A 26,272-nucleotide genomic window follows, 5' to 3' on the forward strand; every position below is an offset into this window, starting at 1 on the left:
GCACCGCGTTATAGTCGGGTACTACAATTATTGCGCCCCGCCCTGCCTCGTTCAGGTCGGCGTTACCGTTCGAGGATTAGCAGATGAAGTTCGAAGGCACCCCGGCCTACGTCGCCACCGATGACCTGAAACTGGCGGTCAACGCCGCCATCACCCTGGAGCGTCCGCTGCTGGTCAAGGGCGAGCCGGGCACCGGTAAAACCATGCTCGCCGAGCAACTGGCCGAATCCTTCGGCGCCAAGCTGATCACTTGGCACATCAAGTCCACCACCAAGGCGCATCAGGGCTTGTACGAGTACGACGCGGTCAGCCGCCTGCGGGACTCGCAGCTGGGCACGGAAAAGGTCCACGACGTTCGCAACTACCTGAAAAAGGGCAAGCTCTGGGAAGCCTTCGAGTCCGAAGAACGGGTGATCCTGCTGATCGACGAAATCGACAAGGCCGACATCGAGTTCCCGAACGACTTGCTGCAAGAACTCGACAAGATGGAGTTCTACGTTTACGAAATCGACGAGACCATCAAGGCCAAGAAGCGTCCGATCATCATCATTACCTCCAACAACGAGAAAGAGCTGCCGGACGCCTTCCTGCGCCGCTGCTTCTTCCACTACATCGCTTTCCCCGATCGCGTCACGCTGCAGAAAATCGTCGATGTGCATTACCCGAACATCAAGAAGGACCTGGTCAGCGAAGCGCTGGACGTGTTCTTCGACGTTCGCAAGGTCCCTGGCCTGAAGAAAAAGCCATCGACTTCCGAACTGGTGGACTGGCTGAAGCTGCTGATGGCCGACAACATCGGCGAAGCGGTACTGCGCGAACGCAATCCGACCAAGGCCATTCCGCCGCTGGCAGGCGCCCTGGTGAAGAACGAACAGGACGTGCAATTACTTGAGCGTCTGGCGTTCATGAGCCGTCGCGGCACTCGCTGATCCCTCTGTTTAACAAGATAGAGGGCGATAGCCATGCTGCTTAACCTGTTCAATGAAATGCGTGCAGCCAAAGTGCCGGTCTCGGTACGGGAGCTGCTGGACCTGATCAACGCGCTGAAACAGCGCGTGACCTTCGCTGATATGGACGAGTTTTATTACTTGTCCCGGGCGATTCTGGTGAAGGACGAAAAGCATTTCGACAAGTTCGACCGGGCGTTCGGTGCCTATTTCAATGGCCTGGAAAAACTCGATGATCACCTTCAGGCATTGATCCCGGAAGACTGGCTGCGCAAGGAATTCGAGCGCTCCCTGTCCGACGAAGAGCGAGCCGCGATCCAGTCCCTCGGTGGCCTGGACAAGCTGATCGAAGAGTTCAAGAAGCGTCTCGAAGAACAGAAAGAACGCCATGCCGGCGGTAACAAGTGGATCGGCACCGGCGGCACGAGCCCATTCGGCTCGGGAGGTTTCAACCCGGAAGGTATTCGGGTCGGCGATGCCGGCAAGCGCCAGGGCAAAGCGGTCAAGGTCTGGGATCAGCGTGAGTACAAGAACCTCGATGATTCGGTGGAGTTGGGCACGCGCAACATCAAGGTCGCCCTGCGCCGGTTGCGCAAATTCGCACGTCAGGGCGCGGCGGAAGAGCTGGACATCGATGGCACCATCGACCACACCGCGCGTGATGCCGGTCTGCTGAATATCCAGATGCGTCCGGAGCGGCGCAACACCGTCAAGCTGTTGCTGCTGTTCGACATCGGCGGCTCGATGGACGCCCACGTAAAGATCTGCGAGGAGCTGTTTTCAGCCTGCAAGACCGAGTTCAAGCACCTGGAGTACTTCTACTTCCACAACTTCGTTTATGAATCGGTGTGGAAGAACAATATGCGCCGTACCTCCGAGCGCACCTCGACCCAGGACCTGCTGCACAAGTATGGCGCGGACTACAAAGTGATCTTCATCGGCGACGCCGCCATGGCGCCGTATGAAATCACCCAGGCCGGCGGCAGCGTCGAGCACTGGAATGAAGAAGCGGGTTATGTGTGGATGCAGCGGTTCATGGAGAAGTACAAGAAGGTCATCTGGATCAATCCATATCCGAAAGATACGTGGGGCTATACGTCTTCGACCAATATCGTGCGGGACTTGATAAACGACCAGATGTATCCGCTGACATTGCGGGGGCTGGAGGAAGGGATGCGGTTCCTCTCCAAATAATTGGGTTGTCTGGACTACCTATATCGCGGGCAAGCCTCGCTCCTACAATCGGAATGCATTTCCCTGTAGGAGCGAGGCTTGCCCGCGAAGCTTTTAGCGATTTATGAAGCAGCGCAGATATTCGACCTGCTCCCGGTGGGCAACATCCTGCACCACCGGCCGCAACCGCACCGTTGCCCCCGGCAGACACTGTGCCAACCGTGCCAATGCCAACGGCGTCAAGGCGCCCAATCGCGGATAACCACCAATGGTCTGTCGATCATTGAGCAATACAATCGGCTGCCCGTCCGGCGGCACCTGAACCGCACCCAGCGGGATGCCTTCGGAAATCATCGGCTTACCCTGATACTCCAACGCCGTTCCCAGCAAGCGGATGCCCATCCGGTCGGCACGGCTGTCGAGGGTCCAGACGCTGTTGAACGCATCAAACAAACTCTGCCCACTGAACTCGCCAATCTGTGCACCGAGCACCAGATCCAGCGGCGAGTTGAGTTTGAAATCCGGCGCCTGTTCGCGCGCCAACTCCCGCAGCAGGAGCCGTGAGCACCCCGAATAACTCAACTGCGCATCTGTGGCCAACGCCCGGCCCATGCCATCCAGCCCGCCGAGTTCCTCACGGACCACCGTTGCGCTACTGCCCAACACTGTTGGCGCATCAAATCCGCCGGGCGCCGCCAAATAAGCCCGAGCGCCAAGCCGTGGCTGAGTGAATTGCAATTGCTGACCTTTGTTCAGCTTGAAACTGCGCCACGGTGCCAACGCCTCGCCATCCACCAGCGCCCCCAGATCCGCCCCGGCCAAGGCCAGCACGCAATCCTCTTCGGCAACGACAGTGAACCCGCCGAGGGTGATTTCAATCACCGGTGCATCCAGCTCATTACCCAGCAGCCAATTCGCCCAGAACATCGATCGCCAATCCGCCGCCCCGCCCTGGGTCACGCCCAGATGCCGCACGCCAAATCGCCCGGCGTCCTGTAACAGGCACAGCGGCATACTCGCTTCTATTAATAAACGACTCATGCCTGCGCCTCCAACGGCGTGTCGTCACCGCCCAGATTGATGAATTCGGCATGGCTGACGGCTTCGAAGCGCACCGTGTCGCCGGGTTGCATCAGGCTGTAGCCGTCGCGTTCGCGGTCGAACAGTTTGGCCGGGGTGCGACCGATCAGATTCCAGCCACCCGGGGACACCACCGGGTAAGCGGCCGTTTGGCGTTCGGCGATGCCGACACTGCCCGCGGCTACCTTTTTACGTGGAGTGTTCAGACGCGGCGCCGCCAGCGCTTCTTCCACCAACCCCATGAAGGCGAAACCCGGCGCAAAACCCAAGGCGAACACCTGATATTCACGCTCGCTGTGGCGGCGGATCACTTCATCCACCGCCAGCCCGCAGCGCTGGGACAACAGGCTCAATTCGGGGCCAACGCTCACGTCATACCAGACCGGCAGCACATGAAATTTGCCGCGAGTGCAGGCGTTGGGCGACAGATCGATCAAGGCCTCGGCGATCAGCTCCCGAGCCTGAGCCGGACTCAACGCGGTCAGATCGTAATGCACCATCAACGTCGTATAGGACGGCACCAGATCGATCAGATGCCCGCCGAACGCAGCACGCAATCCTTCACTGGCAGCGAGCATCCACGGCATGTTGGCCTCGCTGATCTCATCAAAGAGACGCACCATCAGGCAATCCAGCGCCACCACTTCCACCCGAAGTTTCATGGTGCGCTCTGCTGAACAAGGGCTTCGCGAATGCGTCGCACGGCGGCCACTGAACTGGCGTTGTCGCCGTGTACGCAGAGGGTGTTTGCCTGCAAGTGCAAGGCACTGCCATCGCTGGCCGTGAGGTTGCCGCCACGGGCAATGACCAGCGCCTGTTCGATGATGGTCTCGGGATCGTGATGCACCGCGCCCGGCAATTGCCGCGAAACCAGCATGCCCGCGCTGTCGTAAGCGCGATCGGCAAAGGCTTCGAACCACAGGGTCACGCCGTATTCATCGCCCAATTGCTGTGCGGCGCGGTTGTCGCGAGTGGCCATCAACATCAGCGGCAACTGGCGATCATAGGACGCTACCGCCTGAAGAACGGCGCGCAATTGCGCCGGGTTGGCCATCATGTCGTTGTACATCGCACCGTGGGGTTTGACGTAACTCACCCGCCCGCCCTGAGCCCGGCAGATGCCGTCGAGGGCGCCGATCTGGTAGTGCAAAATGTCCTGAAGTTCCTGGGCGGTGTAGGCCATGGAGCGGCGGCCGAAGCCGACCAGATCCTGATACGCCGGATGCGCGCCAATCTGCACGCCGTTGCTCAGGGCCAGGCTGACGGTCTTGCGCATGATGCTCGGGTCGCCGGCATGGAAGCCGCAGGCGATGTTGGCGCAATCGATGAAGGGCATGACCTCGGCGTCCAGACCCATGGTCCAGTTGCCGAAACTCTCGCCGATGTCGCAGTTCAATAGCAGGCGGTTCACGGTGAACACTCCTGTAGGTTTGATTCTTTTTAGCTGTAGGCATTTGCCCGCAGATTATCAGCTACTGGCATTTAGTTATTGGGCTTCAAGTTGCTTGCCACGGGTTTCCGGCAGGCTCAAGGCCGCAAGGATCACCACCCCGTAGGACACCGCCGCAAAAGCACCGATGCCTACGCTCAATGGCACCGTCTGGCTCATCAAGCCAATCAACAGCGGGAACAACGCCGCCAGCGCCCGGCCAATGTTGTAGCAAAAGCCCTGACCCGAACCGCGAATCCGCGTTGGAAACAGCTCGGTCAAAAACGCGCCCATACCACTGAAAATCCCCGAGGCAAAGAAGCCCAAAGGAAAGCCCAGCCACAGCATCACGCCATTGCTGACCGGCAATTGGGTGTAGAGCAGAACAATGGTGAATGAGCCGACCGCGAACAGAATGAAGTTCTTTTTACGCCCGAGGATGTCAGTCAAGTACGCACTAATGACATAGCCGACGTAGGATCCGACGATCACCATCGCCAGATATCCACCGGTGCCGAGTACGCTCAAACCGCGCTCATTCTTCAGAAATGTCGGCAACCAGGAAGTGATTGCGTAGTAACCGCCCAGGGCACCTGTGGTCAGCACCGAAGCACGAATCGTAGTGAAGAGGATGCCGGGAGCGAAAATCTCATAGAACTTTGCCGGATTGCTTGGCTCTTGCTTAGCCTTGGCCTCGCGGTAGATTTCCGGGTCTTTGACCAAACGGCGGACGAAGATCACAAAAATCGCCGGCACGATGCCGAGGATGAACAGTGCGCGCCAAGCGTCTTCCGGCGGCAGCACCGAGAACAGCAGCGCATACAAAATCGCCGTCATCCCCCATCCCAGCGCCCAGCCGGATTGCACCATGCCCACGGCCTTGCCGCGGTCCTTGGCACGAATCACTTCACCCATCAGCACGGCGCCGGCGGTCCATTCGCCACCGAAACCGAAGCCCATCAGGGTGCGACTGATCAGTAGTTGCTCGTAGTTCTGGGCGAAACCGCAAAGGAAGGTGAAGAAGGCAAACCACAGAACAGTCAGTTGCAAGGTACGTACGCGACCGATGCGGTCGGAGAGAATCCCCGCCACCCAACCGCCGATGGCCGAGGCGATCAGGGTGCTGGTGTGAATCAGCCCTGCCTCGCCGGTGGTGATGCCCCACATCGCAATCAGGGTCGGCACCACGAAGCTGAGCATCTGGGTGTCCATGCCGTCGAGGCCATAGCCGATCTTGCAGCTCCAGAAGGTGCGGCGTTCCTGCTGATTGATGTTGCGGTACCAGTCGAAAGGTCCCGGGCGAACCGTGGCTTTGGGGATGTCGAGCGTGTCGGGCGCACTCATGGCAAATCTCCGCGCTAATTTTATTGGTATTGTTCTGAGCCCCGACGACGCCTATCGTGGGAACCGGATGGCCTGATTTTTGGGCGCCTTGCCCTGCTACGTCCAACTAATAAAAACCCGCACTAGACATAAGAATTCTTTATCCCCGAGCAGATCCCATGAACCTGAAGTTTCTCGAGACCTTTGTCTGGGTCGCCCGACTCAAGAGTTTTCGCCTGACGGCAGACAAACTCTTCACCACCCAGGCGTCGATATCCAGCCGCATTGCAGTGCTCGAAGGCGAGCTCGGGGTGAAGCTGTTCCTGCGCGATTCACGCGGCGTGAGCCTGACGCCCGAAGGCTTGAAAGTGCTCGAATACGCCGAGCAAATGATGGACACCATGCAGGCGCTCAAGCAGTCGATCGAGACCCGTTCGAGCAAGGTCGGTCGGGTTCGCATCGGCGTGATGGACACGGTCATCCATACTTGGCTGAGCCCGTTGGTGGCGCAAATGATGGATCACTATCCGCTGGTGGAAATCGAGTTAGTGGCCGATACCGCGCTCAACCTCTGCGATCAGCTGCAAAAAGGCTTTCTCGATCTGATCCTGCAAACCGACCTGTTGCGACAGGAAAGTGTGCGCAGCCTTGAGCTGGCCAGCCACCCGATGGGGTGGATTGTGGCCAGCAATTCGATCTACAACCGCGAGTATTCAGGCGTTGCCGATCTGGCACGCGAGCGCATCATTACTTACTCGAAAAACTCACACCCGCATCAGGACATCCTGAGTCTGATGCAGGCCAATGGCGTCATGGCGCCACGGCTCAACTGCGTGAACTCGGTATCGGCGATTACCCGTTTGCTGCGCGATGGCTTCGGCATTGGCGCGTTGCCGCCGGTGCTGGTGGCCGAAGAACTGGCACGGGGTGAACTGACCTTGCTGGCCATCGAGCAACGGCCGCCGAATTTGCAGGTGGTAGTGTCGTGGCGGGTTGGCGTGGAGTGGGTCGAGGAGATTGTTGCGTTGTGTCAGCAGGTGCTGGACGGGTATGCGCGCAAGGTGGGCGAGGACTACATCGTTTTGGCGCACTGATCGTTCCCACAGCGTGGGAACGATCAATCTTACAACCCCCGCACATCCCGATCTTCGATCGGTCGGCTCTGACGCAGGCGCTTGCCACCCAGCACCACCCAGTCGATCAGCCGGAACAGGCATTCAATGCCGAACGACAACAGCAACGCCCCGCTCATGCCCCAGATCATCGCTTCCGGCGTCAGCAGAATCTGGTAGCTGTAGCCGTTCCAGGTTTCCTTGCGAATATCCGGGTCGGCCGCCAGCGCAACCTGCAGGAAGCGGATGTACCACGGGCCCTGCATGGCCTGGAACTGTTTATCGAGGGCCAGTTGACGGGTCAGTAAGGTGTTCAGGCTGTCGGCGTCGCTGCGAAAGATCGGGTCTTCGCTCGCGCGGTAATGGGCCACCAGCGCCTGCATGTCACCCTTGAAGAACTGATTGGCAGTACCCTGAAAACCGCCTAAGCCGGTCTGCGCCTCAATCAGATGCGCCTCGACCCGCTTGGCATAATCGTTGATGAACCCCGGCACCTGGACACCGATCAACAGGCCCGCCGCGAACAACACCAACCGTAGATAACTGAGCAACATGAGGGGCAGTCCTTATTCGGTCTTGCCTTGGCTGACGCATTCACCGCGTCGCCAGAGGCTCCATTGGCCCGGTTCGTAGCGGGTCCAGGTTTCGTTTTCGGTCAAGGGTTCGGTGGCGATCACCGTGACCACGTCGTTGGGCGTGGTTTCGGCCTGAAAATCGACGATCACATCGACGTCCTTCAAGCGCGCCGGGCCGAATGGCGCGCGGCGGGTGATTTGTGCCAGTTTGGTCGAGCAATAGCAGAACAACCAATCGCCGTCGCTGAGCAGGCAGTTGAACACGCCTTTGCTGCGGTATTCGGCGCAGGCGGCTACCAGGTCTGGCAACAGTTCTTCGACCTCTACCGGTTCCGGGAACGCTGCGCGCACACGGTTGAGCAAATCGCAGAACGCCGCTTCGCTGTCGGTATCGCCGACCGGGCGGTAAAAACTCTTGATCGGTTGAAAGTCCGCGAGCTGACCGTTGTGGGCGAAACACCAGTTGCGCCCCCACAGTTCACGCACGAACGGATGGGTGTTGGACAGGCAAACCTTGCCGACGTTGGCCTGACGGATGTGCCCGATCACGACTTCGCTCTTGATCGGATAGCGCTGCACCAGGTTGGCGACTTCGGACTCGCAGCTCGCCGCCGGGTCCTGGAACAATCGCAGGCCACGGCCCTCGTAAAAGGCGATGCCCCAACCGTCACGGTGCGGACCGGTGCGGCCGCCGCGCTGCATCAGCCCGGTGAAGCTGAACACGATATCGGTCGGCACATTGGCGCTCATGCCCAATAACTCACACATGCTCGGATTCTCGCTGAAAGGCAGGGGCAAGGTTACAGACGTGGTTCAACCCGCAAACGCTGAGGGTTGCTCGGCACCGGTGGGCGACCGTAACGATCATCGCCCGCACCGCCGAAGGGATGATCTTCTTCTGGTTCGTCGGCCCGCGCCGCAGCCTTGGCAGCGGCAGCCTGTTCCTTGCGAGCGTTGGACGCACGTTCGATAGTGAACCGGATCGCCACGAACACCAGGTAGATGCCGAAGGCGATCATGCCGTACATGAACAGGTCGGAAACCGCCCGCCAGGCGTTGTTGCCGACCTTGAACATTAGATCAAGGGCAGTAATGGCGATGGCCGGAGCGACTTTTTCCTTCACCGGGTCGATGATGGTGGGGCTGAACAGCAACACGGCAACCAGCAGCCGCAGCGGTTCACGCAGCCAGCGCCACATCCAGCGGGTCAAGCGCATCCACACCAACAGGCAGCCCAAAGCGGCAAAGGCGTAGAGGCCCCAAGCGATCAGATAGTCGTTCTCGGTCATGGTGTCCATGGCAAGGCAGGCAAAGAGGCGCTTATAGTAACGACTTTTCGCACGTCAGGCTTGCCCGCCGTCTGCGAGACCCCTTTTTGTAAACCGCTCGAGAGTCCTTCATGCCCTTATCCGTCAACGTTTGCGACGCTCCCATTGCCCACAAGGCCGAAGGCGACGACCCGTATGCCTGGCTGCAGGAACGCGACACCGACGCTGTGCTCGACTACCTGAAAGCGGAAAACAGCTATCAAGAGGCGCAAACCGCCGATCAGGCCGCGCTGCGTGAAACCCTGTTCCAGGAGATCAAGGGCCGAATTCTCGAAACCGACCTGTCCTTGCCCTCCCCTTGGGGTCCGTACCTGTACTACACGCGCACCACGGCCGGTGACGAATACGCCCGTCACTACCGCTGCCCGCGCCCGGCCGATGACAGCCTGCAGCTCGACGAAAGCCAGGAACAGCTGTTGTTGGACCCGAATGCGCTGGCCAAAGGCGGCTTCTTTTCCTTGGGCGCGTTCAGTATCAGCCCGGACCACCAGCGTCTGGCCTACAGCATCGACGCCACGGGCGACGAGATTTACACGCTGTTCGTGAAGGAATTGTCCAACGGCCGTGTCAGCGAACTGGAATTCCAGGACTGCGACGGCAGCATGACCTGGGCCAACGACAGCCTGACGCTGTTCTTCGGCGAGCTGGACGACACCCATCGCCCGCACAAACTGTTCCGCTATCGGCTGGACGGTACGGCGGCTGAAGAAGTGTTCCATGAGCAGGACGGCCGATTCTTTATGCATTGCTACCGCTCGAGCTCCGAGCAGCAATTGCTGCTGTCCCTGGGCAGCAAGACCACCAGCGAAGTCTGGGTGCTCGACGCGTTCCAGCCGCAGCAAGCTTTTACCTGTATCGCACCGAGGGTTGAAGACCATGAGTACGACGTCGACCACGGCGCGCTCGACGGTCAATGGACCTGGTTCATTCGCACCAACCGCGACGGCATCAACTTTGCCCTGTACCACGCCGTCGACACCGGCGTGGCGCCGACCGAGGCCCACTGGCAAAACCTGATCCCGCACAGCGACACGGTGATGATCGACGGCATGAGCCTCAACGCCGGGGCCATGACCCTGAGCCTGCGGGTCGGCGGCTTACCGATCATCGAAGTTCATCCGCAAGACTTGCCGAGCTATCGTGTGCAACTACCGGATGCGGCCTACAGCCTTCACGTGCAAAACAGTCTGGAATTCGTCAGCGACAGGATCCGCCTGCGCTACGAAGCGTTGAACCGTCCGGCGCAAATCCGCCAGCTTGAGCTGGACAGCGGCGAGCAGAAAGTCCTCAAGGAAACCCCGGTGCTCGGGCCGTTCGACGCCGATGCTTACGTCAGTCAGCGTCTGTGGGCGACGGCACCGGACGGTACGAAAGTGCCGATCAGCTTCGTCGTCAAACGCGAAGCACTTGGCCAGCCGACGCCGCTTTATCTGTACGGCTATGGCGCCTACGGTGAAAGCCTCGACCCGTGGTTCTCCCACGCGCGTTTGAGTCTGCTGGATCGTGGCGTGGCATTCGCCATCGCTCACGTGCGGGGCGGCGGTGAACTGGGCGAAGCCTGGTATCGCGCTGGCAAGCAGGAACACAAGCACAACACCTTCAGCGACTTCATCGCCTGCGCCGAACACCTGATCGCCGATGGCTTCACCACACCACAGCAATTGGCGATCAGCGGCGGCAGTGCCGGCGGCCTGCTGATCGGCGCGGTGCTCAATCAGCGGCCGGAGCTGTTCGGCGTAGCGATTGCCGAAGTACCGTTCGTCGACGTGCTGAACACCATGCTCGACCCGGATCTGCCGTTAACCGTCACCGAGTACGACGAGTGGGGCAATCCTGAAGAGCCGGACGTCTATGAGCGAATCAAGGCCTACGCCCCGTACGAAAATGTCACCGCGCAAGCCTATCCGGCGACCCTGGTGATCGCCGGCTACAACGACAGTCGCGTGCAGTACTGGGAAGCGGCCAAGTGGGTGGCAAAATTACGCGCGACCAAAACCGACACCCATCCCCTGCTGCTCAGGACAGAATTGGGTGCCGGGCATGGCGGGATGAGCGGTCGTTATCAGGGATTGCGTGACGTAGCACTCGAATACGCATTTGTTTTCAAGGTTTTGGGCATCGCCTGAGGAACTCCGTTCGGCGTGCCGGTCTTAACTCTGAACACCGGACGCCGCCCCCGTGTAGGAGCGAGGCTTGCCCGCGAAGGCATTTTCACAGTCAACATTGATGTTGGATGTTACGGCCTCTTCGCGGGCAAGCCTCGCTCCTACTAGGGATTCGGGCCCGAACCAGAACCAGACACAAGAAAAAGACCATGACGACATGTCAGAACCGACCTTACTGAACAACGAAATTCGCGACTGGCTGATGGACTGTGGCCTGTTCGATCAACTGCTGCCGGCGGACTTTGCCGCTGCCTCGGGTTATTTCAGCATCAGCACCATTGCTCAAGGCGAAGAAATTTTTCATGAGGGCGATGCCGGCAGCTTCATGTGCATCATCCACACCGGCCAGGTGGCAGTGCAGAAAACCAACAGCGACGGGCAACGGGTGACCATGGCAACGTTGCGCAGCGGTCGGGCGTTCGGAGAAATGGCCGTACTTGACGGCGAACGACGTTCAGCCAGTTGCGTGGCCGCGAGCAATTGCCAGTTGCTCAATCTGGGCAAGGACTCGCTGGAAAAGATGCTCAACGATGCACCTAAAATCGCCGCCAAAGTCATCCGCGCGCTTGCCGTTTCCCTCTCGAAACGCCTGCGCATGGCCGACGGGCAACTGCTCTCGCAGCAGATTTAACCGCCGGGTGATTTGGCTTTTGACGGGTTTTGCTCCAGCCCCGGCAGTGGCTGATCCTTGGAGGGTGGGCTAGGCATTTCCATGGGCACCAACGGCGGACCGCCACTGCCAGGGCCAACCTTGGGCACGCTGGTCGGAGTGATTTGCGGGTACGGTGTCGGGGTCGCAGTGCCGGGCGAACCGGGCAGCGGCGCGGGGCTGGTGGGGATGGTTTGCAGCACCTGGGCCTGCACTGCAGTTATCGAGAGCGCGGCCAAGGCAATGACCGTTAGAATGGTGCGCTTCATCAATGGCTCCGTTGGCCTTGTTGTCTTTTTGCAGGCTACTCCCAACGGCGCGTGTTTGCCTTCCTCCCTTTATGCCAATTTCTCCTCAAGTGAGTCCCATGAAACGTTTCGTTCTGCTCGACACCACTCCAATTCCTGAAAATGGCGGTGCCTTGTGCCTGTTCGAATACGGCGAGGATTTTGTCATCAAGATCCAGGGCGGCGACGGCGGGCAACTGATGAACACCCGCATGCACGGCTCCGAAGATGCGCTGGCCGAGATCCCGTGCCGTAAAGTGGCCGGCCGGCCGAATTCGCGCGTGCTGATCGGCGGCCTGGGCATGGGTTTCACCCTCGCCTCGGCCCTCAAGCACCTGGGCAAGACTGCTGAAGTAGTCGTCGCCGAACTGGTGCCGGGGGTGGTGGAGTGGAACCGTGGACCGCTGGGCGAGAAAGCCGGGAACCCGCTGCTCGACCCGCGTACGGTCATTCGCATGGAAGACGTGGCCAAAGTGCTGCAAGCCGAGCCACAAGGTTTCGACGCGATCATGCTCGACGTCGACAACGGCCCGGAAGGTCTGACCCAGAAGGCCAACAGCTGGCTCTACTCCGCTGGCGGCCTGAGCGCCTGCGCCAAAGCGCTGCGGCCCAAAGGTGTGCTGGCCGTATGGTCCGCGAGCGCTGACCGACAGTTTTCCGACAAACTGAAGAAGGCCGGCTTCAAGGCCGAGGAAGTCCAGGTCTTCGCCCACGGCAACAAAGGCACCCGTCACACCATCTGGATTGCCGAGAAGCTCAAGGGCTGAGCTAAACTGCGTTTATTACCGTCATTAGTCTTTTACAAAGGTGAACCCATGAGTTCGTCAACGCCTCCGTCCAACACGTCGAAGCTGGACCGCATCCTTGCTGACAACCAGCGCGACAAGGAAATGGGTTACCGCGACAAGGCCCTGAAAATGTACCCGCACGTATGCGGTCGCTGCGCCCGTGAGTTTTCCGGCAAACGCCTGAGCGAACTGACCGTGCACCACCGCGACCACAACCACGACAACAACCCTCAGGACGGCTCGAACTGGGAGTTGTTGTGCCTGTATTGCCACGACAACGAACACTCGCGGTACACCGACCAACAGTATTTCGGTGAAGGCTCGCTGAGCTCGCCGAAAATCGCCAAGGCGACGCATAACCCGTTTGCGGCGTTGGCGGGGTTGATGAAGAAAGAAGACTGAGCCCCGCATGATCGTTCCCACCAGAGCGTGGGAACGATCACTGAACACCCCTCCCCCAATCCCCGTATAATCGCCGTTTTTTCCCCGAAGGCACCCGCTCGTGGCAGACAAACGGTACAGCTGCATTGGTTTGTATAACCCCAAATCACCGGAGAACGTCGGTTCGGTGATGCGCGCCGCTGGCTGTTATGGCGTCGCGTCCGTGTTCTACACCGGCAAGCGTTATGAACGTGCCGCTGACTTCGTCACCGACACCAAACGGGTCCATTACGACATTCCGCTGATCGGCATCGACGACCTGAAAAAAATCCTGCCGCTGGGCTGCGTTCCGGTCGCTGTGGAACTGGTGGACGGCGCCCGTTCGCTGCCGGAATACACCCACCCGGACCGCGCGCTGTACATTTTTGGCCCGGAAGACGGCTCGCTGGATAAAGACATTCGTGACTGGTGCGAAGACGTGGTCTACATCCCGACCACCGGTTGCATGAACCTGGCGGCCACCGTCAACGTCGTGCTCTATGATCGCCTGTCCAAGGGACTCAATACTCGTTCCGGGGCGAAATTTCGCTGATTCACCACACATCCGATGGAACAAGCCGCCCGCCTCGGCAGTCAGCTTAATTATCTATTGTTGAAGCAGCTATTCCCGCCAGGAGACAGATCATGAGCGAGCTCAAACGCGTAGAACGCATCGAATCCACCCCGTTCCAGACTCACACTGACCAGAACGTTGAGGGTTGGGAACGCGTTGCTTCCCTGGCCGGCGGCGTGGTGATGGTCGGCAAGGGCCTGCGTCGCGGTGGCGTGTTCGGGTTGATTCAAGTGGCGATCGGCGGTGTGGCCCTGGCGCGTGGGATTACCGGGCACAGTTCGGTGAAAAGCCTGCTGGAGAAAAGCCGTCAGGACATGAACAACGTGCGGGTGAAGATTCAGCGGGCGGGTGAAGAGCTGAACCGGTTGAAGGCAAATGCTGAAGCGGCGACCAATACCGCTACCGTGACGGGCAATGATTCTTTGACGTCGCCAAAAACCGGGGTTTGATCCAGACGACGATCGTTCCCACGCTCGAGGGGACGATCACTGCAGCAACTCGGTATCGAGGACTTTGGAAGACTCGCCAATGACGCTTTCCGCAAGCTGAACAAATTCCTTGGTATCCACGCTGTCGAGATGCATCGCCCCTTGCAACACATCATCCAGCGACCGCTTGTTGCGCGTCTTCAAGCGAATCTCGCGATCCAGTTCCTGCAATAACACGATCGCTTTCGAGACCTGCGCCGCACTGACCTGCTCACCGCGCAATGTGCTGACCTTCTGGCTGTCCTTGGCCAACTTTTTCTGCAAACTCTCATACCGCTCATCACTCATGCCGCCGGCGCGGCGCACCAGTTCGATGGCGTAATACTCGGCAAATCCTTCGCTGATCCAGTCACTGCGCTGCTTGTCGTTGATCCGCCCGAACACCTGAGCCAATTCCCGCACCAACGCACTGGTGCCGCTTTCACTGACCAGCGGCAGACGAGTATTCAGATAGATCGATTCGCGCGCGCCCAGACTGCCGCGCCACATCGGGTCGTTGGCACCGACGACCAGCAGTTTGGTGGGATGACGGGGATACACCGCCTGCACTTGCGGCCAGATAAAGGTCAGCAGCGTTAGTACATCCATGCGGCGCATGCCCTGGCCTTGAGGCGAGGCGACGGTGACTTCGGTTTCCCCCAATCGCGTGCGACGGCTGCCGAGGTGGCCCGCGAGCATCCAGCCCGTGGGCCGGTCGAACAAGCGAGAAACGTTATCGACCCGGAACTTGTTCTTGCCGATCCGCGGCCAGGCGGTTTCAACGCTTTTCCAGCCGGTGGGCAATTCGAACTCAAGCCGCGAAACCAACTCGATGCCATCCTGCTGATCGAGTCTGGCCGCCGGCACTAGGTCATCGCCGCGCATCAGTGCCCAAGTTGGCGTCATGCGCGTGTCGAAGCTGCCGCTCTTGCGCCCGTGGCTGATGCGTACGCGGTAGGTCAGGCTGGACTTGTCGGCGGCCGGACGCCAGACACCACGGGCCTGTTTGCCCGGCGTGAGCTGCCATTGACCATCGGCCTTGAAGTCGCTGTAGTGGCTGCCGTCGCCCAGGTCGAAATCCAGACTGCGCACCGCCGAACCCTGGGCCAGGGTCAGTCGCACTTCAGCCTGATCACTTTGCGGCAACAGGCGAACGTGGTAATCCAGATCGACCTTCTTCGCCGCCCACACGGGCGAACTCAGGGCAAAAAGCCCAAAGGCCAACGCCAGCCGCAATCCCACAGCCATACACACTCCTTCGTGAAACGTTAGGCGTTCAACCCGCCCTGAATATCAGATGGTCTTCCCAATCCTCTTCGGCCACGCTGCCTTCAGCGAGCATGCGCCCGGACTGGGAAATACGTTCGTGGTGCACCGCATCGCGATCACCGCACACCAGATGATGCCAGAGCGGCAGGTCCTTCCCTTCGCTGACCAGTCGATAGCCGCAGGTCGGTGGCAACCATTTGAACTCATCGGCCTTGCCCGGTGTGAGCTGGATGCAGTCCGGGACGAAATCGCGGCGGTTGGGGTAATCGGTGCACTGACAGGTTTTCAGGTCCAGCAGTTTGCAGGCGATGCGCGTGTAGTAAACGCTGTTGTCGTCTTCATCTTCGAGCTTTTGCAAGCAGCACAGGCCACAGCCATCGCACAGCGATTCCCATTCCTCTTGATCAAGTTGATCGAGGGTTTTGCGTATCCAGAACGGTTCGACTTTGGCGGCCATGGCTCAAGCATCAACATCAGGTGGTGAAAAGGCCGCCAGTCTAGTGCCAAGGCCGTTGTCGGCCAAGCATTGGCGACTGCCGGTAGAACAGGACTTGTCAGTTATTGCGCCGCCCAGTAGGGTTTTGCGTCGCTCCCAACTTTTAAACGTAGCAAGGAATCTCTTGATGAGTGCTAATCCACGCGTTGCCGATTATGCCATCCACCCTCAGTTCACCGATCGCTGGTCGCCCCGCGCCTTCACCGGCGAAACCATTCCCATCGAGACCCTGCTGAGCTTCTTTGAAGCCGCACGCTGGGCGCCATCGGCTTACAACTCGCAGCCATGGCGGTTTCTGTACGCGCGTCGCGACACGCCAAACTGGGAGCGTTATCTGGGGCTGCTGAACGAATTCAACCGCAGCTGGGCGCAACACGCCTCGGCGCTGGTGATCGTAATCTCGAAAACCACCTTCGCAGTGCCTGGCGCCACCGAAGAAACCCCGGCGCTGTGGCACACCTTCGACACCGGTTCGGCCTGGGGCCATCTGGCGCTGCAAGCGAGCATCAGCGGCTGGCACACTCACGGCATGGCCGGTTTCGACCAGGAACTGACCCGCAAGGCGCTGAACATTCCTGAGGGTTATGCGCTGCACGCTGCGGTGGCGGTGGGCAAACTGGGCGATAAGGCAACGCTGGCGGATTACCTGCAAGCGCGTGAAGAACCGAGCCCGCGTCGTCCGCTGAACGAACTGGCCGCCGAAGGCGACTTCACCCTCTAAGCGTGACGGTACGATCGTTCCCACGCTCTTGTGGGAACGATCATTGCGGTGTACTCAATACCCGCGATTGAAATCCACTTCCCCGCGCAACGCCTCATCCGCCTGATACGCCCGCAGGTTTTCGACAAACAGATTCACCATCATCGATGGCGAAGTCGGCGCCGCGCTGTGGCCGGTCAGCAGCAAGCCCCACGCCGTCCAGAACGGGTGACGCTGCGGCAACGGCTCCTGACGGCAGACGTCGATCACGGCACCGGCCAGATGCCCTTCTTTCAAGGCTTCCACCAGGTCCGCATCGACCACTGCCACGCCGCGTCCGACGTTGATGAACAAACCGGTCGCCTTGAATTGCTTGAACAGCGCCGCGTCGTACAAGTCGTGGGTGTTCGGCGTATTCGGCAGCAGATTGATCACGTAATCCACTTCACCCACCAGACGCGGCAAATCAGCCAACGCCCCCACTTCGACAAACGGCGTCTGCTCACGGGCTTCGCTGGCGATGCCGTACAACTCGACGCCGAACGGCACGAGGAACTGCGCCACGGTCTGCCCGATGTCACCGGTGCCGACGATTAACACTTTGCGGCCGGCCAGGCTTTGGCCCTGGCGACTGTCCCACTTGCGCTCGACCTGGCTGACCAGCCGCGGCAGCACTTCGCGCTCGTGGCCAAGCATGTACGTCAGCACGTATTCGGCCATGACCTGACCGAAAATCCCCACCGCCCGGGTCAGGCGATAGTGCCGAGGCAAGCCGTCGGCCAGCAGCGGCGTGATACCCGCCCAGGTCGATTGCAGCCATTGTGGCTCGTGGCCCTGACGCAGCAGGGTCGCCAGCAGGTCCGGCTGACCTAGCCAGATCGGACAATCGGCGGCCTGGCTGGCCAGTTCGGCGGAGTCACCGCTGGTCAGCACTTCCAGGTCAGGCGCTGCTTGACGCAACAGCTGGGCGTACACAGGGTGGTCGTGTTCAGCTATCAGAACGCGCATGTTTCAAACCTTTCGAAAACAGTGCAGACGGCCACCGACGGAGTATCGCTCCATCGCCCTGGCCATCGCCAAAATCATTCCAGTGTTTAATAAAGGCTCTGAACAGAGCCTGTCTGCCGATCACATCGGGTCGTTACGTCGCAGCAATTCTTCTGGCAGGTGTTCGATGTACTCGTCTTCGGCCGGCGGCATTTGCAAGTGATAACCCTGCTTCTCAAGGTTTTCCAGCACCACGGTGATGTCCTCGCGCGACAGTTTGCGCTCGGGGGTCAGCACCAGGTCGAAGGCGTGATGCGGTTTGCCGAAGGCAGCCATCAGGCTTTCCGGGACGCGCTCCAGTGCATCGCTTTTGAGCACATAGAGGTACATCTCGTTTTTCTTCAGGCTTCGATAAATGGAGCAAATACGTTTCAAGGCTGTTCTCCGGCGGTGGCCAGGCTGTCGAGCAGCGCCTGGCCCATCAATTCGCGGCGCCAGCCACGCAGCGAATCAGGTAATTGGTAAGGACCGTTGGGGTAGCCGCTCTTGAGCAGCGCTTCCAGGGTTTTCTTGCGCAGCATCAGCTCCGGCGCGATGTTCAGGCGCTCGGCTTCGGCCTGGCCGATCGCTCGAAGCTGCTTGACCAGCGCAGCGGCGTCCACCGGTAATGGCTCCGGCACCGCTGGCGGCCATTGATCTGGCGACACACTGCCAGAGCGCTTGATCAGATCAAGCAGAAATTCACCGTCCTGACGCACGGTACGCGGGTGCATGTCTTCGATTTTCGCCAACGCGCCGAGGTTGTCCGGTTGCGTGCGCGCCAACGGCCACAGGGAATGCTCACGAACGATGCGGTTGCGCGGTAGATCACGGGCACGGGCTTCGTGCTCGCGCCAGGCGCACAGTTCACGCAACACCACGAGTTGGGCGCGGGAGAGCTTCCAGGCCAGCTTGGCTTCGCGATAGACCTCGTACGGATCGACCTCGCGGCGCAGGTTGGCCACCAATTCGGCGCCGTCTTCCAGGACCCAGGCGTATTTGTCGTCAGAGAGCTTCGGACGAAGCTCTACGAAAACCTCCGCAAGGTGCAAAGCATCTTCGGCGGCGTAGCTGATTTGGGTGTCCGATAGTGGGCGTTGCAGCCAGTCGGAACGGGTCTCGCCCTTGGGCAGGTCGATGCCAAGCACTTCCTGCACCAGCCGCGAATAGCCCATGGAGAAACCCAGGTTCAGATAAGCGGCGGCCAGTTGGGTGTCGAACAGTGGCGCCGGCAGGCTGCCGGTCAGGAGCAGCAAGACTTCGAGGTCTTCGCTGCACGCGTGGACGACTTTGACCACGGCCGGGTTTTCCAGCAACGCGGCCAGAGGTTGCCAGTTGTCGATGGTAAGGGGGTCAATCAGGTAAGCGCGTACGCCATCGCCGATCTGCAGCAGGCCTGCGATCGGATAAAAGGTGTCGACCCGCATGAATTCGGTGTCGAGGGCAACGAATGGCAGCTGCTGCCACTCGGCACAAAACTGACCGAGGCTATCGTTGTCGCGAATCCAGTGAATATCGATGGCCACACGGCTCTCCCTTGAAGAATGGCGCGCAGTATATATCGCCCCCGGCGATTTCCGCGCATCCACTGAACAAGAGCTTTAGCGAAAATGCCTGCCAGACAGCAAGAAATGTCTGACAAGCGGAGCCTAGCTGGCCTTACGCAGTACGTAGACACGCATCCGCGCACAACCCGGCAGGAAGTCTTGGTGACTGAGCAAACGCAAACCTGCGCGCTTGAACTCGGCTTCCACGTCGACCTTGCTGGCCAACTGTCGGGGCGGAGCGCCCTGTGCATCCGTGCGCCGGCCTTTGAAATGAGCATCGACCTTTACCGCCACAATGACCGTATCGCGACTGACCCGATGGAACTCCTTAAGCATGGCCAAGCGATGCTCGGGGCTGACGATGTCTTGAAACAGCTGCATGCAAAAAATGCAGTCAACCGCGTTCGCCGACAAGCCGATGGTGAACGCTGAGCTCTGAAAGGTCTTGACCCGCTTCAGCAGGTTCTGCGGATGATGGGTTCGGGCATGATCGAGTATGTCCTGAGACGGGTCGGCCGCGAGGATCACCCGGTTGGCATGCTCGGCCAGTACCGGCCAGAAGCGCCCGACACCACAGGCCAAATCGAGAACCAGGCCCGGCTCGCCAGCAACCTTGAGCGCGTTGCGCACCAGTTGCTCATCACGCCAGAGCGTCAACCGTCCAGCCAGGCCACGCGGTCGCGGCTGAAGACAGACGCGGGCGTGCTCCTGATCGTAGCGCCGGGCGATCTCAAGCTCGATGGCGGATGGGGGTTGGGCGGACATGTGCAATGGCTCTTGGGGGGAAACTCGACCGGCCGCAGGTTAGCGGCCGGTGCGTGAAAAAAAGGTTGAAGCACTCAGTCTTTGGCCAACACGCCGTCAATCACCGCACCGCGACATCCGGCAAACATATCCAGATCCTGGTTGTACACCTTGCTCTTGACCTCCAGCAAACCGAGCATCGAATGGAACAGGTTGTCCTGGCTCAAGGGCTTTTCGCGACTCAGTTGCAGGCAATGGGTGTCCACGGAGAACGACTTTTGATAGCTGTCGGAGAACCAGGCCAGCATCGCGACATGCTTTTGTTGTTCCGGCGCGAGCATGTAAGGCGTCCCATGGAGGAACAAGTTGTACTCGCCCAGGGATTCGCCATGGTCCGACAAATAAAGCATCGCGGTGTCGACTTTGTCCTGATTGTTACGCAACAAATCGATCAGGGTGGACAGCACGTGGTCGGTATACACCAAGGTGTTGTCGTAGCCATTGACGATACTTTCGCGACTGCAATTGTTCAGGGCGTTACTTTCACACACCGGAGTGAAGCGTTCATATTCTTTCGGGTATCGCTTGAAGTATTCAGGACCGTGACTGCCCATCTGGTGCAACACCAGTACCGTGTCTTTATCCAGGGTATCGATGAAATGCTGCAAACCCTGCAGCAGGATTTCATCGCGGCATTCGCTATTGGCGCACAGCACCGGGTCTTTCAGGTTACTGACGTCGTCGTGGGTGACCCGATCGCAAGTGCCTTTGCAACCCGATTGGTTATCGCGCCAGATCACGTCGAGACCCGCGCGTTTGAGCACGTCCAACAGGCCTTCCTGATTCTTTGCCTTGCTGGCGTTGTAATCTTTGCGGCCCATGTCGGAAAACATGCACGGCACGGACACCGCTGTTTCCGTCCCGCAGGAATGCACGTTGGTAAAAGCGATCAGGCCAGCTTCTTTATTCAGTTTGGGTGTGGTGTCGCGGTCATACCCCAGAATGCCGAAGTTCTCGGCTCGGGCACTTTCGCCCACCACCAGCACCGTCAGTGATTTGCGACCATGGGTTTGCCAGGCGGGATTTCGCTGGGCATCTTCGCCCAGTGTGACGAAGGGCTGTTGCGCCGACGCGACTTGCTCACGCAGATAGCCAGCCGAGGCACCGATGTAGTTGCTGGGTACTATCATCAGGCGCAACTCATGGTGATTGCGAAACAACGAAGACAGGCCCTGATAGTTAACCAGTGCAACGCCTCCGATCACGGCAACCGACGCGACACTTACCAGTGTTTTACTTATTAGCTCACGGTGCCAGCGGCGATAATTAACCGGGATCCCCCACAACAACAACGACGGCAAAACGCCCAGAAAAAGTATATAAACAAGCAATTTCAATGACAGCAAGTCACGCACTTCCGTCGCATTGGTTTGCGCAAAGTTACGCAGCATGCCGGTGTCAATCAAAACACCATATTGGCTCATGAAGTACGCCACGCCCGCACTGACCATGAAGATCAGCGTCAGGATCGGTTTCATCACGGGCCGGAAAGCCAGCAGGGTCAGCACAATGTTAAAAGCGGCCAGGATCATCAATCCGAAAGCCACGCGCATGATGATGCCCTTACCGTCAGACGCCGTGATGTCAAACAGGTGTTGCCAGAGCACAAAATTAAAACCCGTTAATAAAAAGGCGCTGGCAATCAGTGTCACCCACTCGGGGCGCACGGCTTTAATCTTCAACATGGTGATTGGCTGTTCCTGAAAAGAAGTGCCTTCGGTAAATGTGAAAATTTCATTTACCGCGACAGCACTAACTTTAAGCAGCCAACCATCAATTTTTTGTGAAAAAGAAGCCAACGATTAGTTGGCTTGTGGCACTAGGCCAAATCTTTTAACTTATTTGAGAATGGTTCAGGTTCTGTTCAGGCTTGATTCAAATACCAACGCCAGTCCTGCTCGCCGACTTCGCCCATGAACTGTCGATACTCGGCACGTTTCACCGCCAAGTACACGCCGAGGAACTCACCGCCGAACGCTTCCCGTGCCCAGCTCGAACCCTCAAGCGCTCGCAACGTGGTCAGCCAGTCGGTCGGCAACAGTTCCGTGGCCTGGGCGTATCCATTACCCTCCACCGGCGCGCCTGGGTCGAGTTGTTCGCGAATACCGCGATGAATCCCGGCCAGAATCGCCGCAGCCGCCAGGTACGGGTTGGCATCGGCACCACAGATGCGATGTTCGATATGCCGGGAAAACGCCGGCCCGCCGGGCACGCGCAAACTCACGGTGCGATTGTCCACGCCCCACGTGGGTGCCAGCGGCGCATAGCTGTTGGTCTGGAAGCGACGGTAAGAGTTGGCGTTCGGACAGAAAAGCAGCAACGAATCGAGCAAGGTGCTGAGCATCCCGCCGACCGCCTGTTTGAGCAACGGCGTACCTTCCGGGGCTTCGCTGGCGAACAGGTTGTTGCCCTCCTTGTCCGCCAGGCTGACGTGCATGTGCATGCCAGTGCCCGCCAAGTCATCGAACGGTTTGGCCATGAAGCACGCCGTCATCCCGTGCTTGTGGGCCACGCCCTTGACCAGCCGTTTGTAGCGCACCGCTTCGTCCATCGCCTGCAAAGCGTCGGTGCGGTGTTCGAGGGTGATTTCCACTTGCCCCGGCGCGTATTCGGAAATCGCCGTGCGCGCCGGAATGCCCTGGAGTTTGCAGGCGCTGTAGAGATCGGCCAGAAACGGTTCGATCTGTTCCAGTTCACGCAAGCCGTAGACCTGAGTGCCCCGCGGTCTTCCACCATCGACATCCCGCGCCGGTTGCGGCCGACCATTGCTGTCGCGCTGCTGATCCAGCAGGTAGAACTCCAGCTCCGCCGCCATCACCGGGTAATAACCGTCGGCCTGCAAGCCTTCGATGACTTTCGCCAGCAGATGCCGTGGATCGGCAATCGTCGCGGGCATCCCCTCCTTCGGGTGCATGCTGACCTGCACCGCCGCCGTAGGAATCAGCCGCCACGGCATGCGCGTCAAACTGCCACTGATCGGGTACGCCCGGCAGTCGATATCGCCAACGTCCCAGACCAGGCCGGAGTTTTCCACGTCATCGCCGTTGATGGTCAGGCCAAGAATGGTGCTCGGCAATGGCCGTCCGCTTTCGTAAACCGCCAGCAATTCATCGCGATGCAGCAACTTGCCCCGAGGCACACCGTTGTTGTCGAGGATGAACAACTCAAACATCTCGATATCCGGGTTCTGTTCAAGAAAGGTCAGGGCTTCTTGCTTGGAGGCGAAGGATGTCGTGGCAAAACTCATGGGAATTCTCTTCTTTCCGCGTCAGGCAAACGCACAGGCGCCGCCACTTTGATCCCGGCGCGCGGCGCGGGACCTGTAAGAACAATCAACGGGAAATGCAGGAATCCGGTGGGCGCGCGTGACGGCAGTGCCACAGCGCCCAGAAGGCTAATTCGGAGGGAAGTGTGACGGGACAACCGTCCATAGAAAAAACCACAGAGAACAGATGACCAGCAGCGTCACACGGGCGGTTAAGTCGTTAAATCGTGATTTGAAGAACCTTGGTTGCGGACTCGCTAAACATTGTTCGCGCCTTTCAGCTTCACACCGCTGTATTCAATTTCTAAATACTGCTCCGGACTTTCTGATTTGCGGCCTGCAGACCTCGCGCGCCTAATCGGCTCCTTGTCATTCAAGGTCCGATAGATGGAAAACGTTCGCGCAACCTCCCGCCCTGCCCTCTGGCTGATGTTCAGCATCATCCTGGTCGCCCTGAACCTGCGACCCTCCATGGCCGCTGTCGGTCCAGAGTGTGTAAAAACGCTTAGTCAAAATTGAAGTCTGCGCTTCTATGTGAAATCTGAAATTTATCGGCTGGTTGGCAGACCTGGATTTTGCGTAGATGCGTGATTTTCAGCTCTGATTTGGGCGCCAATCTCGCTGAAAAACGTTTTTACACACTCTGGGTCCTTTGCTGTCGGCGATTCGTGGCGACATTGCGCTGAGCTTCAGCCTGGCCTCGCTGCTGACCATGCTGCCAGTGATGGCGATGGGGCTGGCGATGTTCTTTGGGCTGAGCGTCAGTCAACGAATCGGCGAACAACGCACCGTGGTGCTCTCCCTGCTGATCATCGGCGTGGCTACGGTGTCGCGATTGTTCCTCGATTCGGCGGCCGAACTGATCCTCAGCGCCGTGCTGGCGGGCATCGGTATCGCGCTGATCCAGGCGTTGATGCCGGCGCTGATCAAATCCCGCTTCAGCGATAACGTTTCCGTGTGCATGGGGCTCTACGTCACGTCGATCATGGGCGGCGCAGCGATTGCGGCGTCGTTTGCACCGCTGGTGATGATCCGCACCGGCAGCTGGCGCATGGGCTTGGCGATCTGGGCGGCGCTGGCGCTGGTAGCGTTGCTGTTTTGGTCGATGCAACGCGAAAGGATGCCGGCGCAGCCTGCTCAGGCGCAACGCAATGGGTCCTTCTTCGGCAATTCCCGCGCCTGGTTACTCGCAATCTTCTTCGGGCTGGGCACGGCGTCCTACACCTGTGTGCTGGCCTGGCTGGCGCCGTACTACGTCGAAAAGGGTTGGAGCGAACAAAACGCCGGGTTGCTGCTGGGCTTCTTGACCGCCATGGAAGTGTTGTCCGGCCTGCTGACACCGGCCATCGCCAACCGCAGCCGAGACCGACGCGTGGTGCTGATGGTGTTGCTGGCGCTAATCATGGCCGGTTTCTGCGGGCTTATTCTCAGCCCGCAACACCTGAGCCTGTTGTGGCCATGTCTGTTGGGGCTCGGCATCGGCGGACTGTTCCCAATGAGCCTCATCGTGTCCCTGGATCATCTGGATAATCCCCAGCGTGCCGGCGGCCTGACCGCGTTCGTGCAAGGCATCGGCTATCTGATTGCCGGTCTCTCGCCGCTTATTGCCGGGTTTATCCGCGATCAGCTCGGCAGCTTCGAATGGGCCTGGTGGTCACTGACCGGCGTCATGGCACTGATGATCCTGATGGTCTTGCGCCTCGATCCGCGACATTACGCCCAACACATTCACTGACCCGGAACCCACATCATGAAACGCCTGCAGCCATTCAGGGACTGAAGGCCTCTGGAACTACCCCACAACTTTCCATGAAAGTTCCTACAGATCATTCTCCTGGCACCATCGTTCCGTTAGGATCACTCGCACAAGTTTGCGCACAGTCAGCGCAAGGAGCACAGCGAGACGGAACGGATGCTGAACAGTAACTTGCTTAGAAAGCTCGATATGCAGGACCTCATGGTGTTTATCGCTGTGTATGAGCAAAGCAGCGTCACCGGTGTATCCGAGGCACTCTGCGTTAGCCAGTCCACTGTGAGCTACTGCCTGAAAAAACTGCGCACCAGTTTCGAAGACGAGCTGTTCATTAATACCCGCGCGGGTATGCGCCCCACCTACAAAGCCAGCACCATGTACACCCACGTGCTGAAGATCCTCGAAAGCATCAACCTGTGCCACGTCGGTACGCAGGCGTTCGACCCCACCTTGCAACCGGTCACCTTCAATATCTGCGCACCTGAATACTTCGAGCAGTTGATCCTGCCGCGCCTGTTGAAAAGCTTCGATTTCGCCGACCTGCCGGTGATGGTCAACATGCACAAGTTCGAAACCGACATCCCGGCCGAGGATCTGCGCGACGGCAGCCTCGACCTGGTGATTTGCTTCGGCCCGAACTTTCATCGCAGTCACGGCGATTTCAAATCCCGGAGGCTGCTGGAGGATGACCTGGTCTGTGTCTTCGACAAACGTGCCACACCGCCGGAGCCGCGTTTAAGCCTGCAAGCCTTTGTCGAACGCCGGCACGTGTTCCCGACACCTTGGACATCCACCACCAACATGGTCGACGGCTGGCTGGCGCAGCAGGCGCAAAAACGGCAGATCGTCGCGCGCTCCAACAGCTACAGCGCGGCGCTGAAGATGATCACCGGCACCGACTTCATCGTGACCCTGCCTCGGCGCATCCAGCAATTGCTGGCTAACGAGGCAATCTTCAATCACTGCGAAGTGCCTGACGGCTTGCCGGGTTTCAGCCTCGACATGCAGTGGAACCAGAATGTCGATCAGGACAGCGCCAACACCTGGCTGCGCGAACAAGTGGTCAAAGCCTGCACCAAGAAAGAAATGACCTGA

General features: G+C 59.2%; 27 protein-coding genes and 1 pseudogene. 12 read left to right on the top strand and 16 right to left on the bottom strand.

Annotation, left to right across the window (positions count from 1 at the left end):
* Window positions 1–83: 83 nt before the first annotated feature.
* Window positions 84–929, top strand: coding sequence for an AAA family ATPase (locus ACYZTU_RS21630; protein WP_461965399.1), 846 nt, complete (start codon window positions 84–86; stop codon window positions 927–929).
* Between the two features lie 33 nt (window positions 930–962).
* Entirely contained in the window at window positions 963–2,141 is a 1,179-nt protein-coding gene (locus ACYZTU_RS21635; RefSeq protein ID WP_074874318.1) for a vWA domain-containing protein, read from the top strand.
* Window positions 2,142–2,234: 93 nt separating this feature from the next.
* Here the strand turns inward: ACYZTU_RS21635 and ACYZTU_RS21640 are convergent, their stop codons facing one another.
* The 4 genes from ACYZTU_RS21640 to ACYZTU_RS21655 all read right to left on the bottom strand — a co-directional run bounded on the left by ACYZTU_RS21640 (window position 2,235) and on the right by ACYZTU_RS21655 (window position 5,973).
* Window positions 2,235–3,161, bottom strand: coding sequence for a 5-oxoprolinase subunit C family protein (locus ACYZTU_RS21640; protein ID WP_461965401.1), 927 nt, complete (start codon window positions 3,159–3,161; stop codon window positions 2,235–2,237).
* Entirely contained in the window at window positions 3,158–3,862 is a 705-nt protein-coding gene (gene pxpB, locus ACYZTU_RS21645) for a 5-oxoprolinase subunit PxpB (protein ID WP_461965403.1), read from the bottom strand. The genes ACYZTU_RS21640 and pxpB overlap by 4 nt, the downstream gene beginning before the upstream one ends.
* The gene (locus ACYZTU_RS21650) at window positions 3,859–4,611 is read right to left on the bottom strand and encodes a 5-oxoprolinase subunit PxpA (RefSeq protein WP_461965405.1); all 753 of its coding nucleotides are present in this window, start codon (window positions 4,609–4,611) and stop codon (window positions 3,859–3,861) included. The genes pxpB and ACYZTU_RS21650 overlap by 4 nt, the downstream gene beginning before the upstream one ends.
* A gap of 75 nt (window positions 4,612–4,686) precedes the next feature.
* Window positions 4,687–5,973, bottom strand: coding sequence for an MFS transporter (locus ACYZTU_RS21655; RefSeq protein WP_461965407.1), 1,287 nt, complete (start codon window positions 5,971–5,973; stop codon window positions 4,687–4,689).
* Window positions 5,974–6,131: 158 nt separating this feature from the next.
* On the opposite strand from ACYZTU_RS21655, the gene ACYZTU_RS21660 reads away from it, so the two are divergent.
* Window positions 6,132–7,046 carry a LysR family transcriptional regulator gene (locus tag ACYZTU_RS21660; RefSeq protein WP_449642501.1) on the top strand — a complete coding sequence of 305 codons (915 nt, stop codon included), beginning with the start codon at window positions 6,132–6,134 and terminating at the stop codon, window positions 7,044–7,046.
* A gap of 29 nt (window positions 7,047–7,075) precedes the next feature.
* On the opposite strand, the gene ACYZTU_RS21665 is transcribed toward ACYZTU_RS21660, so the two are convergent.
* Genes ACYZTU_RS21665 through ACYZTU_RS21675 form a run of 3 tightly spaced genes read right to left on the bottom strand, consistent with a single transcriptional unit; the run spans window position 7,076 to window position 8,937 of the window.
* A complete protein-coding gene (locus ACYZTU_RS21665) occupies window positions 7,076–7,618 on the bottom strand; it encodes a DUF2937 family protein (protein ID WP_461965409.1) in 543 nt (180 codons plus the stop codon).
* A gap of 12 nt (window positions 7,619–7,630) precedes the next feature.
* Complete coding sequence (locus tag ACYZTU_RS21670) at window positions 7,631–8,407, bottom strand: class II glutamine amidotransferase (protein ID WP_074874311.1); 777 nt, start codon at window positions 8,405–8,407, stop codon at window positions 7,631–7,633.
* A 32-nt stretch (window positions 8,408–8,439) separates the two neighbouring features.
* Complete coding sequence (locus tag ACYZTU_RS21675; RefSeq protein WP_461965411.1) at window positions 8,440–8,937, bottom strand: MFS transporter; 498 nt, start codon at window positions 8,935–8,937, stop codon at window positions 8,440–8,442.
* A gap of 101 nt (window positions 8,938–9,038) precedes the next feature.
* On the opposite strand from ACYZTU_RS21675, the gene ACYZTU_RS21680 reads away from it, so the two are divergent.
* Together ACYZTU_RS21680 and ACYZTU_RS21685 are read left to right on the top strand one after the other, a co-directional pair.
* Complete coding sequence (locus ACYZTU_RS21680) at window positions 9,039–11,093, top strand: S9 family peptidase (RefSeq protein WP_461965413.1); 2,055 nt, start codon at window positions 9,039–9,041, stop codon at window positions 11,091–11,093.
* A gap of 196 nt (window positions 11,094–11,289) precedes the next feature.
* A complete protein-coding gene (locus tag ACYZTU_RS21685) occupies window positions 11,290–11,763 on the top strand; it encodes a cyclic nucleotide-binding domain-containing protein (RefSeq protein ID WP_449642505.1) in 474 nt (157 codons plus the stop codon).
* Here ACYZTU_RS21685 and ACYZTU_RS21690 read toward each other — a convergent pair.
* Window positions 11,760–12,050, bottom strand: coding sequence for a hypothetical protein (locus tag ACYZTU_RS21690; protein ID WP_461965415.1), 291 nt, complete (start codon window positions 12,048–12,050; stop codon window positions 11,760–11,762). The two genes, ACYZTU_RS21685 and ACYZTU_RS21690, sit on opposite strands and share 4 nt — an antisense overlap.
* Window positions 12,051–12,148: 98 nt before the next feature.
* On the opposite strand from ACYZTU_RS21690, the gene ACYZTU_RS21695 reads away from it, so the two are divergent.
* The 4 genes from ACYZTU_RS21695 to ACYZTU_RS21710 all read left to right on the top strand — a co-directional run bounded on the left by ACYZTU_RS21695 (window position 12,149) and on the right by ACYZTU_RS21710 (window position 14,299).
* Complete coding sequence (locus ACYZTU_RS21695) at window positions 12,149–12,835, top strand: spermidine synthase (protein WP_007898703.1); 687 nt, start codon at window positions 12,149–12,151, stop codon at window positions 12,833–12,835.
* A 48-nt stretch (window positions 12,836–12,883) separates the two neighbouring features.
* Window positions 12,884–13,258, top strand: a complete 375-nt coding sequence (locus ACYZTU_RS21700; RefSeq protein ID WP_282377139.1) for a YajD family HNH nuclease — start codon at window positions 12,884–12,886, stop codon at window positions 13,256–13,258.
* A 100-nt stretch (window positions 13,259–13,358) separates the two neighbouring features.
* Entirely contained in the window at window positions 13,359–13,829 is a 471-nt protein-coding gene (locus ACYZTU_RS21705; protein ID WP_461965417.1) for an RNA methyltransferase, read from the top strand.
* A gap of 92 nt (window positions 13,830–13,921) precedes the next feature.
* Window positions 13,922–14,299, top strand: a complete 378-nt coding sequence (locus ACYZTU_RS21710; protein WP_461965419.1) for a YgaP family membrane protein — start codon at window positions 13,922–13,924, stop codon at window positions 14,297–14,299.
* A gap of 36 nt (window positions 14,300–14,335) precedes the next feature.
* On the opposite strand, the gene ACYZTU_RS21715 is transcribed toward ACYZTU_RS21710, so the two are convergent.
* Together ACYZTU_RS21715 and ACYZTU_RS21720 are read right to left on the bottom strand one after the other, a co-directional pair.
* Window positions 14,336–15,565 (bottom strand): hypothetical protein, encoded by a 1,230-nt coding sequence (locus ACYZTU_RS21715; RefSeq protein ID WP_461965421.1) that lies wholly within the window; start codon window positions 15,563–15,565, stop codon window positions 14,336–14,338.
* 28 nt (window positions 15,566–15,593) lie between these two features.
* A complete protein-coding gene (locus tag ACYZTU_RS21720) occupies window positions 15,594–16,043 on the bottom strand; it encodes a YcgN family cysteine cluster protein (RefSeq protein ID WP_449642509.1) in 450 nt (149 codons plus the stop codon).
* A gap of 166 nt (window positions 16,044–16,209) precedes the next feature.
* On the opposite strand from ACYZTU_RS21720, the gene ACYZTU_RS21725 reads away from it, so the two are divergent.
* Window positions 16,210–16,803, top strand: a complete 594-nt coding sequence (locus ACYZTU_RS21725; protein WP_461965423.1) for a nitroreductase family protein — start codon at window positions 16,210–16,212, stop codon at window positions 16,801–16,803.
* A gap of 54 nt (window positions 16,804–16,857) precedes the next feature.
* Here the strand turns inward: ACYZTU_RS21725 and ACYZTU_RS21730 are convergent, their stop codons facing one another.
* From ACYZTU_RS21730 to ACYZTU_RS21755, 6 genes are all read right to left on the bottom strand, one after another.
* Window positions 16,858–17,790 carry a D-2-hydroxyacid dehydrogenase gene (locus tag ACYZTU_RS21730; RefSeq protein ID WP_461965425.1) on the bottom strand — a complete coding sequence of 311 codons (933 nt, stop codon included), beginning with the start codon at window positions 17,788–17,790 and terminating at the stop codon, window positions 16,858–16,860.
* 120 nt (window positions 17,791–17,910) lie between these two features.
* The gene (locus ACYZTU_RS21735; protein ID WP_007898694.1) at window positions 17,911–18,204 is read right to left on the bottom strand and encodes a YcgL domain-containing protein; all 294 of its coding nucleotides are present in this window, start codon (window positions 18,202–18,204) and stop codon (window positions 17,911–17,913) included.
* Window positions 18,201–19,334 carry a ribonuclease D gene (gene rnd, locus ACYZTU_RS21740; RefSeq protein WP_461965427.1) on the bottom strand — a complete coding sequence of 378 codons (1,134 nt, stop codon included), beginning with the start codon at window positions 19,332–19,334 and terminating at the stop codon, window positions 18,201–18,203. The genes ACYZTU_RS21735 and rnd overlap by 4 nt, the downstream gene beginning before the upstream one ends.
* 123 nt (window positions 19,335–19,457) lie before the next feature.
* On the bottom strand, window positions 19,458–20,120 hold the full coding sequence (locus ACYZTU_RS21745; protein ID WP_461965429.1) for a class I SAM-dependent methyltransferase: 663 nt from the start codon (window positions 20,118–20,120) through the stop codon (window positions 19,458–19,460).
* Between the two features lie 74 nt (window positions 20,121–20,194).
* Complete coding sequence (locus ACYZTU_RS21750) at window positions 20,195–21,844, bottom strand: phosphoethanolamine transferase (RefSeq protein WP_461965431.1); 1,650 nt, start codon at window positions 21,842–21,844, stop codon at window positions 20,195–20,197.
* A gap of 179 nt (window positions 21,845–22,023) precedes the next feature.
* Entirely contained in the window at window positions 22,024–23,406 is a 1,383-nt protein-coding gene (locus ACYZTU_RS21755) for a glutamine synthetase family protein (RefSeq protein ID WP_461965433.1), read from the bottom strand.
* Between the two features lie 661 nt (window positions 23,407–24,067).
* Here ACYZTU_RS21755 and ACYZTU_RS21760 point away from each other — a divergent pair.
* Both ACYZTU_RS21760 and ACYZTU_RS21765 read left to right on the top strand, forming a co-directional pair.
* Window positions 24,068–25,159, top strand: a pseudogene (locus tag ACYZTU_RS21760) (cyanate transporter); the annotation flags it as partial.
* 177 nt (window positions 25,160–25,336) lie between these two features.
* Window positions 25,337–26,272: a LysR family transcriptional regulator gene (locus ACYZTU_RS21765; protein WP_461965435.1), complete on the top strand. Its 936-nt coding sequence runs from the start codon at window positions 25,337–25,339 to the stop codon at window positions 26,270–26,272.

Source organism: Pseudomonas sp. HLT2-19-2, from assembly GCF_054898005.1.